This window comes from Legionella wadsworthii DSM 21896 = ATCC 33877 (genome assembly GCF_000701265.1).
Classification (GTDB): domain Bacteria; phylum Pseudomonadota; class Gammaproteobacteria; order Legionellales; family Legionellaceae; genus Legionella; species Legionella wadsworthii.
Map to the genome: position 1 here is coordinate 469,088 of NZ_KL370760.1, position 15,639 is coordinate 484,726.

Here is a 15,639-nt window from a genome sequence, read left to right on the forward strand (position 1 = left end):
TGCTCTTTGTTTTGTTGCTCTTTGTTTTGCTGCTCTTTGTTTTGTTGTTCTTTGTTTTGCTTATCTTTGCTTTGCTTATCTTTGTTTTGCTGATTTTGATTCTGTTCTTTTTCTTTCTCTTTATTTAAAAGATCTTGTATTAACTTCCGATTAAAAGCAGCATCTTGGTTTCCAGAATTAATTGCCAAGGCTTTATCATATGCTTTGATTGCTTCTTCATATTGTCCCATATGGGCTAGGGCATTGCCTTGGTTATAATATCCCTGTTCGTTTTTTAAATCGTGATACAATTCGGCAGCCCTTTGATAATCGCCTGCTCGATAAGCTGCTGCAGCTGCCCAATCATTACGAGTAAATTTTTCCTTTGCTTGTTTAAATTGGTTCTTAGCCATATAGTCACGTCCTTGTTGATCCGGAGTGGACCATAAATCGTTCCAATCCACCGCATGACTTGATGCTGAAAATAGCCACAGCAAAAGAAATATTTTTGGCATTCTATTGAAAAATTGCTTCATACCAAGGCCCTCTGCATCCAACCACGACGAAATACAGGCAATAGAAACAATAAAGTAGGAATTAAAAACCATCTTCCTTCGTCTCGCCAAAGTGAAATATCTTCCTCTTTATTCAATAAGAAATCATTATTATTGCTGGAATTAAGCCATTGCTCCAAATCACTGGAGTCGGAGGTATATTTAACGAGTTGTCCGCCCCCCGCATCTGCGAATCGATGAAACAGGGGGTTAAGATCCTTATCTGCTTTTATCGGCATAATGGATGAGTAAATGCCTGATGCAGCCAGTTTCTTGGCCGTGGCGATTGATTCAGTGGAAGGACTATCTGCCGTTAACACTAAAATCTGCCCTTGTTGATAACCCGCCTGTTTGAATAATTTTCTTGCCTCTTTTAAGGCACTTTCAAGATTTTGTCCGCTTACAGGCATAATATCTGGAGTCAGAGATGAGAGTAGGGATGAAATCGTATGCCCATCATCGGTGAGAGGGGAGACAACAAAGGGTTCGCTGGTAAAAACAATGAGTCCAAATTGGCCGACATCCTTGTGGGCAAATAAATCATGTAACTTGAATTTAGCGCGGCCAAGCCTATTGGGAGTTAAATCTTTAACCATCATATTGTCCGACATATCTAAAACCAAAACTCGAGGTTCTATGGGTTTATAGGTGGCGACAGGCAATTTAAGCCACGCAGGTCCTGCAATGCTAAGAATCATGAATAACATACTTAGAAACAGACAAAGCATGGAGCTTGTGCGTTGACCTTGGCTCTTCTTTTGTATGAGATGATTCAATAAATGGGGGTCACAAATTTCAGTCCATGCCTGTAATTTGGGGTTTTGTCGCCACAAAATGAGAATGAATCCCAGTAACGGTAAAATCAGTAGCAGCCACCATGGTCTTAAAAAATGAAAATCAGAAATCATGATTTCAAAGCCTCCCGATTAGGAACTGAGGAGTATACATTCAATTTTGATTTTTTAATTAACCATGAAAAGCAAACCGTTAATGCAAATCCAACAAACCAGGGATAATATTCCTTTTGAGGACGAACGGTCGCTTTCTCCTGATTGATAGTTTCCAGTTGATTAATTTTTTCATAAATTGAATGTAAGGTTTCAGTATCTGTCGCACGGAAATATTGGCCTGCGGTCATATCTGCCATTTTTCTTAATGTTTCTTCATCCAAATCTGCTGAAGCATTTTGCATGGCAAAACCATCGAAAAATGGCCTTGATTCGGCATCCGATCCTAATCCTATGGTATAGATCTTAATTTTTTCATCTTTAGCTAGTTCGGCTGCTTTCAAAGGAGCGAGTATGCCGGAATTATTTGCACCGTCTGTCAATAAGATAAGAATTCTTCCCTTTTGAGGGACGTGTTCCAATCTTTTTACAGCCAAACCAACCGCATCTCCAATGGAGGTTGTTTTACCTGCAAGTCCAGCAGTAGCATCTTCAAGCCGAAGGAGAATATTATGCCGATCATAGGTTAATGGCGTTTGCAAGTAAGCACGAGTCCCAAAAAGAATTAAACCAATTTTGTCACCGGAACGATCACGTACAAACTGCTCTGCAGCATTTTTTACTACACTTAAACGACTTACGGGTCGCCCATGCAGGAGCATGTCTGGGATTTCCATGCTGCCTGACAAATCCAATGCCATCATAATATTAAAACCTTCACGCTCAACAGGTTTCGGGGCCCCAATCCAGCGGGGTCCAGCGAGAGCAAAAACGATTAATAGCCAAATCAGTGTTGGGATCAATAATGAATATTGGGCTGAAACGGAACGTTTTTCCTGGTCTGCTATGTCCATCATGGCAGCAAAGAAAGGTACTTTTAATGCAGCCGGCAATTGTATTTTTGCGCGAGGCATGAGATACCAGAAAAGAACAGGTAAAGGGCTAAGGAGTAAAACCCAAGGATTAGCTAATTCGAACATGGGGTTCTCCTTTGTTTAATCCAAAGTTTTGCTCTACTAAAAAGAGGGCTTAAATCCAGATCCAATTGGGCATTGGTTTTGAAAGGTGCATTGAGTAATAAATCTCTAACTCGATTAAAATCGATTTCTTTCCCAGTTTCATCTAAAAATTTAAGCCACTCCTCCCCATGTAAACTTGCAACACGTTCCCTGGGAAAATAAACAAGAGCCACCCGGCGTAATAATTCGGAAATACGTGCGCTAGTTTGGGTTCCATTCCGCTCTTGCTCATATTGTTTTATATAGTTATTTAACAAACGTAAAGCTTGTTTTTTTGGAAGAGCATGCCGATGCTTTTTATACAACCAATGGGCTATGATAATTGCTGAAAGTAAACCCAAAGCTATCAAAATGTACCACCCAATAGCCAATGGCCACCAGCCAATGGGTTCCGGTAGATGAATGTCTCTTAATTGTGCTAAAGGATCAGGGCTAGCCACGAGACCTCCGGGGAAATGTTTGACGCACTAAAGGTGTTAAATCCATATCGGACGTCACTTGAATATATTGGATATGCAAACGCCGTAATTGATCTTGTAGATCAGCAATACGTTTTTGGCAATAGTGTTCATAAGCTTTGTTTACGGTACGCAAACCGGTATCGAGTATAATTTCTTGCTGTCCATTCGTCATCGCATATTGTTGCGGTTTTGGCGGAGCAAGTTCGACTCGATCACAAATATGATAAGCTAAAATGTCATTATGGTAGCGTAATCTTTTTAAATGCTTTTCGCATTCACCATCCATTGAATAGAAATCACTGATTAAAACCAGAATGCTTCCAGGCTTCACTACGCGACGTAAGCGCACTAACGCATCGCTGAACAATCTAGGTTGCGCTTCACGTTGCTTTTCAGTTTGCGCTGTGTATTGGCTTAAAGAAGACAGGAGGGGCAGGACGCCTATATCTCGACCGCGGGGAATAAATTCACTGTGCTCTGTGGCAGAAAAGAAAACTCCGCCTACTCTGTCTCCCTCCTTAACGACAGTCCAAGCAAGAAGTGCTGCTAATCGTGCAGCAATTACAGATTTAAACGCAATGCGAGTTCCAAAAATCATTGATGGGTTAAAATCAGTAAGGAGCACTACAGGTCGTTCCCGTTCTTCTTGATAAATTTTTACATGAGGTTTACCGGTACGTGCAGTAATCCGCCATTCCATATGGCGAATTTCATCACCTGGCTGATAATTTCTTACCTCGGCAAAATCCATCCCTCGACCACGTAATTTAGATAAATGATTTCCTGATCGTATTGCTCTGCCTTCAGGTCGATAATGAACGGATTGTACATAACGTCTTAAATCAATGAGTTCATTTAATTCTGCAATAACGCCATTAGTCATAAAAACCTCTTACACCCTCATCTTATTCAAAACTGATTAGGTATCGTTTGTGTGCAGATAAAGCCATAATCTAGAAAGAATAACTATTCATCCTGCGTTACTCGCTCCGCTAGGCTATGGAACAGCAACCAAGCGCAATAAAGTGTCTATAAAATCATCACTATTTATGCCTTCTGCCTCTGCTTCAAAGCTTAGTAGAATTCGGTGACGTAATACATCATGAGCAATCACATGAATATCATCTGGTGTGACATAATCTCTTCCCCGAAGCCAGGCATGGGCTTTGGAACAACGATCTAGGGCAATTGTTGCCCGGGGGCTGGCACCAAAACGCAACCAACGGCTTAATTCCTCACTGTACATGCCTGGATTTCGTGTTGCTACCACTAATTGAACCAAGTATTTTTCCAATGCCTCACTTGTATGCACATTCAGCACTTGCTTTCTGGCTTCAAATAATGTCTTTTGGGATAATTTTGGTGATGAATGAGTTTGACTAGCCATAGCTGCGCCTAAAGCTTCTTTACGAGATAACGCCAGAATATCATGTTCTACCTGTGCATCCGGATAACTAATCTTTACATACATTAAAAAACGGTCTAATTGTGCTTCAGGTAAGGGGTAAGTGCCTTCCTGCTCAATTGGGTTTTGGGTTGCCATGACTAGAAATAATTCAGGTAAAGGATAAGTTTTCCCTCCGATTGTGACCTGTCTCTCTGCCATGGCTTCTAATAACGCAGACTGTACTTTTGCTGGAGCACGGTTGATTTCATCTGCTAAAAGTAAGTGATGGAATATTGGACCAGGTTGAAACACAAAGGTTCCATTTTGTGGGTGATATACATCCGTACCTGTTAAATCTCCGGGTAATAAATCGGGAGTGAACTGAATACGGTGAAAACTACCCTCAACCCCATCCGATAACTCTTTAACAGCTCTCGTTTTTGCTAACCCTGGTGCTCCTTCAACAAGTAAATGACCATCAGCAAGTAGGGCAATGAGCAAACGGGAAATTAATCCACTTTGACCTAAAATTTGGGAATTTAAGCGATGACTTAACTGTAGGATTTGTTGTTGCACTGGGTTTACAGTTTTATTGTCTTCTATCTGCTCCATAGTTTCTACCTTTATCTAGATAACATTAAACTGAGTTTAATAAGAAACTTATCCTAACGTGAATTGCACTCGCTGCCAAGTATTTGCAATGATTATTTGCTTAATAATTGACCATCAAGGCGTTGTTCTTAAATTCGTTAGTGTTTCATTTTAAAAATCTATAATATATAACCCTTTTTTTGTTGAAAAGTAGTAGTTGTGGATTTAGGAGATTTAGGAAATGAGAACACAATTAGAAATAGAATTGCAGTCAAAAATTGATCGATCCCAAGAATTGATAGAAATATTACAGAATACCATTGCAGAACTTTTATCGCTGCAGACAGAGGGTGAAAAGCAGCATAAAGAACTCCAAGACAAAATAGATACGCTAATTAAAAAACAGGCTGCTTTAGAGGCGCGTGTCATTCAAGCAGAAACAAAGTACAAACACTTACAAGAAGATTGGGAAAAGAAAAATGATGTTTACAAACAGCAATTAGAACAACAAGAACGTCTTTTAGATCAATTAGATGAAATTGATTCATTTAAAACACAAACAACCAAAGGATTATCTGTGAGTCAATCGCTCAAAAGAAATGGAATTTATGCTAATTTAAACAAGGTTTATGAAATGTTTGAAGAAAATCAGGATCCATTAATTCAGGACTGCCATACTCGGATGACTGAACCAACCACTGGAACTAAACGTCCATAAAAAACTGAAATTCCCCAAAATAATGCGGATTATGATAACAGCTTATCTCAATTTTGGGGTTTCAAATCAAATATCCGTGGGGTTTAAAAGAGAATCCTTGTTATTGTAGATAATCAGGATGAAGTTCAAGTGGCATCATGGTTTGCAGTTTTTGATAAAGTGTGAGGATCTCTTCACAAAAAACATGAATCTGCTGCGGGTTCTCCCACAGATCATAATCAGCTCCCTTAAGGAAAACTTGTTGTTTTGATAAAGTTTTCAATAAAACGATTTCTTGTTGAGAGAAGCCCAAATGGCTATTTAATTCGACCAGCTCCACAAGGTTCTTATATTCTTTTATTGGACGATGATCATGTAAGCTATACGCTTTCAAGGTCAGTTGAAAAGCTTGATACATTAGCGAAGTAACTGGGGTTAAAACATTGAGCGGATCAGTTTGCCTATAGGACCAATTGCTGATTTGCTGTAATAAATAATCAGCTGCATAAGCATGCTGTGTAGCGATATGGAGCATTTCCAAAGGAGATAAATAACGTTTGTCCATAAAGGAGTTTTCCTGTTGATTCGATTTCAGTTCAAGTATGTTAATATTGGCACTCATTATATCCCTGAATTTGATTGATGCACGCTTTTATTAACAGTTCTTTTAAAATTGGTTCTTTAACATTACCCAACAGGCTGATACAAGGTCCCCTGGCAGGATATAGTTGTGCCCCTTTTAGAGTCTTATTTAATCATTATCGATCCCCTGCTTATTGTGTTACCGAAATGAGTTCTGCTAAAGATATTCTTGAAAAACATTCTTTGAACTCTCGCTATGTATATCGCTCTCCGAAAGAACATCTCCTTTCCTATCAAATTTCAGGGACAGAATCCAAGATATTGGCGAAAGCGGCACAAAAGCTACAGGTTCATGGTGCAGACATCATCGATATTAATTGTGGGTGTCCCAAATCCAAAATTAGAAAGAAAGGAGCGGGAAGCGCTTTACTGGAAAAGCCAGAACAATTAGTCCGAATTATTGAAGAAGTACGTGCGGCCATAGCTATCCCTTTAACCATTAAAATTCGTATTCAAGGGAATGACAACGACCTGTTGTTGGCAAAAAAAATTGAGGAAGCAGGAGCAGATGCCCTGATAATCCACGGACGGCGCTGGGTTGATGATTATGATATTGCTTCTGACTTTGAACAAATTGCCCATATTAAAAAAATGACTTCGATTCCTGTCATAGCAAATGGCGACATTCATGATTTGGCCAGCTTGCAAAGAGCGATAGAACTCAGCGGTTGTGATGCATTCATGATCTCACGTGCAGGAACAGGTAAACCCTGGCTTTATAAAGAATTGTTAGAGCAACAAAAGCAATCCATAGATTTTAAAGAACAGGCAATGATTTTTAGGGGACATTTACAACAATTAGCTAAACTGGAGAACGAGATGAAAGCGGTGTTACAAAGTAAATCTTTAATTCGATATTATTTCGGAAAATTACTGAATGCCTCTTTATTGAATCAATTTTATACGTTCAACTCTTTAGATGAAATTTATCGGTTCCTAGATGCAATGCCACAATACTTAAAATCAAGCTAAATCAAATCACTATAATCTTGCTGATACATTCTTAGATGAGACAAACGATTCACTGCTTTTTCTGCCCCATTTACATCCCCATTCTCAAAACGAAGTTTAGCTAAATAGTTTAAGTAAATTTCAATGTATTCTGGTGGAATGGGATAGTGCAGGCCAGCTTCCAAAATCTCCTGGGCGGAATGCAAATCTTTTTGTTCAATTAAAAATCGAGCAAAAGTAAGGCGGGCCAAGCAAAAGTGAGGGTTATTTTTTAATGATTTTATGAAATATAATTTTGCTTTCCCTTCATGATTCAACACGGCACTTTGTAGTAAAGCCATTTGAAAATAAGTACGCGCAAAATAAGGATTCATTTCCATGGCTCTTTTCAAGGAATTTTCTGTTTTGCTGATCAAAATTCGCCTATCCTCGGGGGATTGAGTCTGCTGAATCAATTGCAAGTAAGCATCGATTTTAAGACTTAGGATTTCAACAAAGGAAAATAAATGAAGTGCTTGTTCACCCTTTATTATCGCATTATTGAACTGTTTTGCTTGAATTGCTGCTTGGGTCTGGCGAATGGAATTTTCAAAAAGTATCAAACGAATAAAATAAAAGCTAATGAATAGGATAAATACGGCTGTTGCGACACGTAAAACCCGGAAATTATTACCCGAAAGAGAATAAATTCGAATAATTCCTTCTTGCATTAAACAATAATGAAAATATCCCAAGCAGCAACCTATGAGCAAATTCATGGGAAGGACATAAAAGTTAAAATCGATAAAGCTATGAGTTGTTAATGCAGCTAATGCGCTAAAACAGGCAACGCATTGAATATGGAGAACAGGGTTTTGGCTGGGATGCTTTAAATAACGAATGGCATAAGCAATTACGGTCACTAAAATTCCCATTAAAACAGCACTACCAGGAATTCCCGTTTCGATGAATAATTGTAAAAAATCATTATGCGCATACTCGAGATTAGACCCATCACCCGGCATACTAAAAGCTGGATAATAGTGTTTAAAATTAAAAATACCTAATCCATACCAGGGCGTGATTTGCCATAAATGCCAAGCGCCTTGCCAAAGGATAAGACGAGATTTTTCATGAGCAAGTAATTCGAGGCGGTGTGCAATGGCAGGTTGTGCAAAGAGAAGCAATGTAGCCAAGGAAAAAAGTAAAGACGCCAACAGTGGACAGATATTTTTGAATTGGATTTTATTGCGACATAAAAATATTTCAAAGGCGCAGAATGCTGTAAAACATAGAAGAACTCCTCGGCTCAATGCGGTCAATAAAGCTAGAGTAATGATGTAGACGCTCACCAAAAGTAAGGCTTTTTGCACCAATTTGGATGAGTTAGACAGGGTTAATTTATTTAATTCCGGGCAAATTAATTTAAGATATTCACCAATTAGGAGCAGGTCAATCACCATAAAAAAAGCGGCGGCAGTGTTTTTACTTGCAAAAAATCCTGTAGGCATTGCATTTCGAAGGAAGAGCTGGATCAGGGCATAACCGCTACAAAATAAGCTGAATATCCAAAGTAATTTAATAAAGTGATTCCATAACCATTTTGATTGATGACTGGTGAATAAAATAAAACAAAATATCCATCCTGAACACTGAAAAATGCCAAAAAATGCGGTATTAGAAACCAGACCCAGGGCAGGAAGGAGAGCAATCCATCCCAACCAAAAAAAAAGCAGAAGAGTTAATAAAGAAAAACGGATGAATTCAGTCTTACGAAAAAAATGAATAGAAGAAGCTACCGCGGTAATAAGCGCACCATAACTTATCAGTAGAACCGAATAATCCCCTGTTCCCCTAAATACAAATGATGCAGCGAGTATGAGGAAAAACAGAATTCCCACGGATTTATAACCATTTTTTATATTAACTAAGGGAATTCTGTATTTCATGGAACATCGAACATCCTGAATTTAACATCCCGAAATCCATTTGCCTTTAATAAAGGGACCATCTAGCATTAAATCACTTTGTGTAAAATTGGTGCCCTGGATGCTTGTGGTTCCTGGAGGTAATGAAAAAATATGTAGATAATGCTGCCACATCCAGCCTGCCATGATACTAAACTCACCCATGCCGCCTGCCCATTGATAGCCAGCACCTAATCTAGATTCTAATTCAGGAACCATATACGTTTTTTTTCGGAGTGCATCAAAAGTAAACACATTGGGACCACTGATGTTTTCCCCGGCTAATTTCGCTTTGCCCTGACCTAGTAAAAGGCTCATGGCGCTTTGAGCAAATAGATTAAATCCATATTTAACATGATGGGTCATATCGACTCCGACCCGAGGACCAGCACCCTCATATTTCGTTTTAATAAGGGATTGTTGGAAAAGGCTTATTGTAGGATCAGGCGGGAATTGTTCTGATTCGAATTCCGCACGTCGGATTCTGGCATTCGTATACTGCCCCCCGCCATGTAAACGTACATCCGTTTTTTTACCAAAATGGGTTGTTTGGGCAAATTCTAAATTGACTACATCTATTTTTGTATCGAATTTAAAATCAGAATAAAGTGTTGTTGGGAATGCTGGTGCATCCGGGAAAAAAATCGCGAAATGTTCGCTAGGATTACTTTCAAAATGCATCCAATTTAAATTTAAGTCATTCCCGGTATTAAAATGATAGCTTCCTTCAAGTAAAAATCCCCAATCCCAAGAGGAACGAATTGTATGGGAGCTCTCAGTATCGCTGTGGGTTTCATGCAAAATAGGATTAAGCAGTGGTGAGTTCGTATTAGGTTGTAAATACAAGGCACTTATGCCGAAATCCCAACCCCTGCAGGGACATGAAACAGTCACATAGTCGGGAGTACATACAGGACCCATGGTGCCAGCTTGAGAGATTCCAATACTGAATATACTTACTAAAAAAGTGGCAGTTTTCTTCATGAATTTTAATCCATCCTTGTTAAATCTTAGCTATTATTCAATAGTTAAGATAAATAATCAATGGATTGCGAATGAGCATAAATCACTCTAGCCATTCAAACTTCTCCCACCGTCAACTTTCAGAATTTGCCCTGTGATAAATGGATTTTCAGCTAAAGCTAAAATCGCTTGGGCAATGTATTCTGCATTACCATGCTTTTTTAAAGGAGTTTTTGCAATGATTTTTTGTTGGACCTCAGGAGATAATGTATTGGTGTTTTCTGGCCAGGCTATAGCGCCTGGAGCTACGGCATTCACTCTAATTTCAGGTGCAAATTCACGTGCTAGAGATTTTGTTTGCATTTCTAGCGCGGCCTTGCTTTGGCAATAAGCTGAATAACCTTTTAATGGTTTATCTGAGTGCGTGTCCGTAATATTAATAATTGCCCCTTTTTGTTTCGCCAATAAAGGCCGTGCTGCAAGACTAAGTAAAAAAGGGACTTTCACGTGGATGTCAAAAAGGGCATTCCAATCTGCATCAGCAAATTCTGTAAATTCAGTACGAATAAAAACAGAAGCGTTGTTAATGAGGAGATCCAGTCGGCCAGTCCAATTGAGTACCGTTTCCATTATCTCAGTAGCAGCGCATGCCTCTGATAATTCTCTTTGTAATACAAAAGCGCTGTTTTGTTTTTTCTCGTTTAAGCCTGCTGCAAGAGTATGCGCTTCTGGTAAGGATTGATGGCAATGGATGATTACTTTATATCCGTTGGCATGCAATTTTTTTACAATTGCAGCACCGATCCGTCGTGCGCCTCCAGTCACTAAAGCAATTTTCGCTTCTTGTTTGTTTGTCGGATTCAATGTATGGTTCTCTATTGTTGTTTACAGGGGTGAAGCGAAGCCTTACTTTATTTGCATTCATGGAAGCCTTCCAAACTCGTCCGCAGCTTGCCTGCGGTACTTGAATTAGTGCAAAATCTCATAGATCTCGCTGAAAAAAAACATGGGAAGAAAGTCTCAATGAACTTGCTATGTTTCACCTACATACGATTACAATGACTAAATATGAGTATATTACACACTTTAAATACATTATTAAATGAGCATGAGGCAATACCTTTTGTCGAGTTCATGCAGCTGGCTTTATACGCGCCTGGTGAAGGGTATTACACTTCTGGGTTACAAAAATTTGGCAAGCACGGGGATTTTATTACTGCACCTGAACTGACCCCTTTATATGGAAAATCTCTGGCGAACCAGTGTCAACAAGTATTAAGGGCGCTTGAAAATCCAGTATTATTTGAATTTGGTGCAGGTTCAGGAGCGCTTTGCATTTCTATTTTAGAACATCTCGAAGAGATTGGCACTTTACCTGAGGCATATTATATTCTGGAAGTGAGCGGCAATTTACAACATCGTCAGCGGGAATCGATAAACCAAAGAATTCCTCATCTGGCACATCTAGTATCCTGGCTTGACCAATTACCCGAGACTCCTTTTAATGGGGTGGTATTGGCAAATGAAGTTTTAGATGCGATGCCGGTACATCGATTTATGAATACCGAAAAAGGCATTTTGGAAAGCTATGTGAACTACAATGAACAGCAGCAGCTTATTGAACTGTTCAAACCTTGCCACAATAAGCGATTATTAGATTATATTGAGCACCGGCTAGCACTGCAAAAAAAAACCTATCTTTCCGAAGTAAACCTTTTTATTGATGGTTGGATTTCTAATATCTTCCAGATGCTGGAAAAAGGCGTTGTATTTTTAATTGATTATGGATTTCCGCGTCACGAGTATTACCATCCAGACAGAAATCAAGGGACATTAATGTGTCATTACCAACACCAAAGCCATCCCAATCCTTTATTGCACCCTGGAGAGCAAGACATTACCGCCCATGTAGATTTTACCCATGTAGCGGAAGCAGGACAGCAAGCCGGGTTTCATGTTGCAGGTTATACTAACCAAGCCTCTTTTTTGCTGGCTAACGGTTTGCTAAGCTTACTTAATTCTATGGATGGTGAATTAGAACAAATACGGGCAAAACAAGCAATAAAACAGCTTACCCATCCCAGCGAAATGGGGGAGCTTTTTAAAGTGATTGCCTTAAGTAAAGATGTGGATATGCCTTTAATCGGGTTTGCATTAAATGATAAACGAGTGAGTTTATGAACAAAAAAAAATACCTTACAACCGTAGAACTACAAAAAGAATCCATGAAGTTCTCTGCGGGTCATACAACAATTTTCTCAGCAACAGAAAGAGAACCATTACACGGCCATATGTATGGGGTTTACTTGGCGCTCACAACTTGGGTTGAAGAAAATGGAATGACTTTCGATTACCGCTATTATAAAGAGCGTACGCACAAACTATGCCGCTATTTAAATCAAACATTTCTTATGCCTCAATTTTCTCCCTTCTTGGAATATGCTGAGGATGATGAGTATTATTATTTTACATTTAACCACAAAAAAATTCCTTTCCTTAAAGAGGATGTGACTTTATTACCGGTTTCAAATATTACCGTAGAAGAACTGTCGCGTTGGTTTGTTCAAGAGTTAATCAAGGACAAGGAAGAATTAGACAGGCATCGTATTGAAAAGATTATAGTTAAAGTATTTTCTGCTCCAGGACAATCAGCCAGCCATCAATGGCAAAGAGAGAATGAATAAAAATAAGCCAACTCATTTTTTGGAGGACTCTCTTTTACCTGGCAGCGAGAGCGAGCAAAATGAGATGATCTTCCAGATTTGTATACCACATACCCATAGAGACTTTTTTGATTATACAGCCGAAAATGTTAATCCGCTTATAGGATCCCGGGTTTGGATCCCCTTTCGTAAGCAAATTCGTTTAGGATTGGTTATCGGAAAAGAAGCTTCCTCACAGCCAAAATCCTCATTAAAAACCATCTGCTCCCTTGTAGATGCAGAACCTCTACTGGATAAAGAAATATTGACCTTATGCTCATGGATTGCCAATTATTATCAATCTCCTTTATCAGAGGTATTGCCATTAGCCATACCTAAAAAATATCGATTGGGTGAACCTTGTCAGCTACCTACGGGCGATTTCTATCAAATGGCTATGACTTTAGAGGAGGCAAAACAATTAATCCCGGCTCGTGCAAAGAAACAATTCGAGTTGGCAGAATTTCTGAGTACGCAGCATCAACCAGTTCACAAACGTCTTTTAATAGAAAAAGGATTTAGCCAAAAGCAACTCAATAGCTTACTTGATCAATACATCATTTCTTTATCCCAAGAAATCATACTGCCCCAAAAAGAAGTTAAAGCTCAGTCACATCCATTAACCTTAAATACCGAACAAACTGCATCGGTCAAGGCAATTACAGAAAAGTTAGACCACTATCATTGTTTTTTATTGCAAGGGATTACAGGAAGTGGCAAAACCGAAGTTTATTTGCAGGTGATTACAAAGGTATTAGCACAAGAGAAACAAGTTTTAATTCTTGTCCCAGAAATAGGTTTAACACCGCAATTGGTGTCCCGCTTTACTGCACGTTTTGAACAACCTGTAGGCGTCATTCATTCCGGGTTAAATGAAACAGAACGACAGATTGCTTGGCAATTGGCAAAAGAAAGTAAAATGAAAATAGTCATAGGAACTCGTGCTGCTATTTTTACTCCGATGCCGGATTTAGGGCTCATCATCATTGATGAAGAACATGACCCTTCCTTGAAGCAGATGGATGGCGTCCGCTATTCTGCCCGGGACACGGCATTAATGCGGGCGCATTTTAAAGACATCCCTATTATTTTAGGTTCAGCCACACCAAGCCTGGAAAGTATGCACAACGTGCTACAAAAGAAATACACTGTATTGCACTTAACTCAAAGAGCGCTGTCAAAAACTCCGTTACATTACCAGCTCATCGATTTGCGTAGTCAAAGTCTTCAAGAAGGTTTGGCAGTGCGGACCTTACAAATAATTAATGAGCATTTACAAAGGCAAAATCAGGTCTTGGTATTTATTAATCGCCGCGGCTTTTCTCCTGTTCTTTTATGTCACCAATGTGGTTGGATGGTGGATTGCCGGAATTGCGACAGTCATTTAACACTACATAAGCAATTGGGAAAAATGATCTGCCATCACTGTGGATTAACCCAAAACACGCCACAGTATTGTCGTAAATGCCACAGCATTGAATTAATTCCAGTGGGTGCCGGTACCCAACGTGTACATGAGTTTTTAAGTGAATATTTTCCCAAAACAGAAGTGGTGCGAATTGACAGAGATGCAGTACGCAAAAAAAATTCTTTGGATGAACATTTAAATAAAATACATCGGGGTGAAGCGCAACTTATCGTTGGAACTCAAATGTTAGCCAAAGGCCACCATTTCCCTCGACTTTCATTAGTCGTGATTTTGGATGCGGATGCTGGATTTTATAATCAAGATTTTCGTGCTATGGAGCATTTAGGACAATTATTATTGCAGGTTTCAGGAAGGGCAGGCCGAGCAGAACATGAAGGCCAAATTATTATTCAAACTCATTTGCCAAATCACCCCCTTCTGAATTTATTAATCCAACAGGGATATGAACCTTTTGCAAATGCTTTATTGGCTTCACGACAACAAGCCCAACTACCGCCTTATCATTACCTGGCCATCCTTAGAGCCCAGGGAAAAATAGCCGGGCATGTTTTGAAATTTTTACATTTAGCTAAAGATCACATTAAAAATTATCCCATTACAGTCATGGGGCCTGCACCTGCCCCAATGCCTCGTAAGGCCAATCAATACCGCATGCAATTGCTAATTAAATCTTCATCCAGAAAAATTCTAAAAACCAGTTTAACTCAATTGCGTGAGTGGTTGGCAGGAAATAAATTAGGGAGTGGTGTGCGATGGAATGTGGATGTTGATCCTATGGATTTATCATAAGGGAGATAAAAAGTGTCTAATTCAAAAATTGAAATACATAAAAAAAGTTTTTCTATTGCGTGGGGGGATATGGATGCATTGGGCCATGTAAATAACGCCCGTTACTTTGATTATTTTCAGGAAGCACGCATTGAATGGCTAAGAGCGCTTCACATCAGTATGAGCGAAAATACTGGTCCTGTAGTGGTTCACGTGGCCTGTACCTTTTTAAAACCAGTAATTTATCCTGCAACAGTCACTTTACATTCTAAAATCCACAGCCTTGGAAATTCCAGCATGATGATGGATCATGATTTGTATCAGGATGATGTGCTCATGGCACAGGGGAGTTGTAAGATCGTTTGGGTAGATTATAAAAAAAATAAATCAGTGGCAATACCTGATGAAATCCGCAAATTATTTTAAATAATCGGTCCATTTCAGAAAGAAAGTTTTCACAATATTCTTTCTTTCTAAACGGGTTTTCAAATTCAGGGCAACAACTAAAGGTCCTGTCAGTGCAGTACTTTTTAACCCGCTGCGTGCGAAAAAAACCTACTGCCCTGCCACCTTCGGCAGATCTATCATGACCTCAATTCAGTG

16 protein-coding genes are annotated in these 15,639 nt (G+C 39.3%); 6 read left to right on the plus strand and 10 right to left on the minus strand.

What is annotated here, in order from left to right; genetic code table 11:
- From BU07_RS17760 to BU07_RS0113790, 6 genes are all read right to left on the minus strand, one after another.
- Positions 1-515: tetratricopeptide repeat protein (locus BU07_RS17760; RefSeq protein ID WP_428829205.1), on the minus strand; the 515-nt coding region annotated here is incomplete at its 3' end.
- Positions 512-1,441, minus strand: a complete 930-nt coding sequence (locus BU07_RS0113770; RefSeq protein WP_031566968.1) for a vWA domain-containing protein — start codon at positions 1,439-1,441, stop codon at positions 512-514. The genes BU07_RS17760 and BU07_RS0113770, both read right to left, overlap by 4 nt.
- Complete coding sequence (locus BU07_RS0113775) at positions 1,438-2,460, minus strand: VWA domain-containing protein (protein ID WP_031566970.1); 1,023 nt, start codon at positions 2,458-2,460, stop codon at positions 1,438-1,440. Before BU07_RS0113775 ends, BU07_RS0113770 begins: the two co-directional genes overlap by 4 nt.
- On the minus strand, positions 2,448-2,939 hold the full coding sequence (locus BU07_RS0113780) for a DUF4381 domain-containing protein (protein ID WP_031566972.1): 492 nt from the start codon (positions 2,937-2,939) through the stop codon (positions 2,448-2,450). Before BU07_RS0113780 ends, BU07_RS0113775 begins: the two co-directional genes overlap by 13 nt.
- On the minus strand, positions 2,932-3,843 hold the full coding sequence (locus tag BU07_RS0113785; RefSeq protein ID WP_031566974.1) for a DUF58 domain-containing protein: 912 nt from the start codon (positions 3,841-3,843) through the stop codon (positions 2,932-2,934). The genes BU07_RS0113780 and BU07_RS0113785 overlap by 8 nt, the downstream gene beginning before the upstream one ends.
- A 114-nt stretch (positions 3,844-3,957) precedes the next feature.
- A complete protein-coding gene (locus BU07_RS0113790) occupies positions 3,958-4,959 on the minus strand; it encodes an AAA family ATPase (protein ID WP_031566975.1) in 1,002 nt (333 codons plus the stop codon).
- 220 nt (positions 4,960-5,179) lie between these two features.
- Between BU07_RS0113790 and BU07_RS0113795 the strand changes: the two genes are divergently transcribed.
- Complete coding sequence (locus BU07_RS0113795) at positions 5,180-5,656, plus strand: hypothetical protein (protein ID WP_031566977.1); 477 nt, start codon at positions 5,180-5,182, stop codon at positions 5,654-5,656.
- Positions 5,657-5,756: 100 nt separating this feature from the next.
- On the opposite strand, the gene BU07_RS0113800 is transcribed toward BU07_RS0113795, so the two are convergent.
- Entirely contained in the window at positions 5,757-6,200 is a 444-nt protein-coding gene (locus tag BU07_RS0113800; RefSeq protein ID WP_031566979.1) for a hypothetical protein, read from the minus strand.
- A 77-nt stretch (positions 6,201-6,277) separates the two neighbouring features.
- Between BU07_RS0113800 and BU07_RS0113805 the strand changes: the two genes are divergently transcribed.
- Positions 6,278-7,249, plus strand: a complete 972-nt coding sequence (locus tag BU07_RS0113805; protein ID WP_031566981.1) for a tRNA dihydrouridine synthase — start codon at positions 6,278-6,280, stop codon at positions 7,247-7,249.
- Here BU07_RS0113805 and BU07_RS0113810 read toward each other — a convergent pair.
- The 3 genes from BU07_RS0113810 to BU07_RS0113820 all read right to left on the minus strand — a co-directional run bounded on the left by BU07_RS0113810 (position 7,246) and on the right by BU07_RS0113820 (position 11,001).
- Positions 7,246-9,156 (minus strand): O-antigen ligase family protein, encoded by a 1,911-nt coding sequence (locus BU07_RS0113810; protein ID WP_242601888.1) that lies wholly within the window; start codon positions 9,154-9,156, stop codon positions 7,246-7,248. The genes BU07_RS0113805 and BU07_RS0113810 overlap by 4 nt on opposite strands.
- Before the next feature lie 21 nt (positions 9,157-9,177).
- Positions 9,178-10,158 carry an Lpg1974 family pore-forming outer membrane protein gene (locus BU07_RS0113815; RefSeq protein WP_031566984.1) on the minus strand — a complete coding sequence of 327 codons (981 nt, stop codon included), beginning with the start codon at positions 10,156-10,158 and terminating at the stop codon, positions 9,178-9,180.
- Positions 10,159-10,245: 87 nt separating this feature from the next.
- On the minus strand, positions 10,246-11,001 hold the full coding sequence (locus BU07_RS0113820; RefSeq protein ID WP_031566986.1) for a pteridine reductase: 756 nt from the start codon (positions 10,999-11,001) through the stop codon (positions 10,246-10,248).
- Positions 11,002-11,205: 204 nt separating this feature from the next.
- Here BU07_RS0113820 and BU07_RS0113825 point away from each other — a divergent pair, with 204 nt between their 5' ends.
- The 4 genes from BU07_RS0113825 (at position 11,206) to BU07_RS0113840 (ending at position 15,462) form a co-directional block, all read left to right on the plus strand.
- Positions 11,206-12,318, plus strand: coding sequence for a class I SAM-dependent methyltransferase (locus tag BU07_RS0113825; RefSeq protein ID WP_031566988.1), 1,113 nt, complete (start codon positions 11,206-11,208; stop codon positions 12,316-12,318).
- On the plus strand, positions 12,315-12,821 hold the full coding sequence (locus tag BU07_RS0113830) for a 6-pyruvoyl trahydropterin synthase family protein (RefSeq protein WP_031566989.1): 507 nt from the start codon (positions 12,315-12,317) through the stop codon (positions 12,819-12,821). The genes BU07_RS0113825 and BU07_RS0113830 overlap by 4 nt, the downstream gene beginning before the upstream one ends.
- A 64-nt stretch (positions 12,822-12,885) precedes the next feature.
- Positions 12,886-15,057 (plus strand): primosomal protein N', encoded by a 2,172-nt coding sequence (locus BU07_RS0113835; RefSeq protein ID WP_031566991.1) that lies wholly within the window; start codon positions 12,886-12,888, stop codon positions 15,055-15,057.
- 12 nt (positions 15,058-15,069) lie between these two features.
- Positions 15,070-15,462: an acyl-CoA thioesterase gene (locus tag BU07_RS0113840; RefSeq protein WP_031566993.1), complete on the plus strand. Its 393-nt coding sequence runs from the start codon at positions 15,070-15,072 to the stop codon at positions 15,460-15,462.
- Positions 15,463-15,639 lie beyond the last annotated feature (177 nt).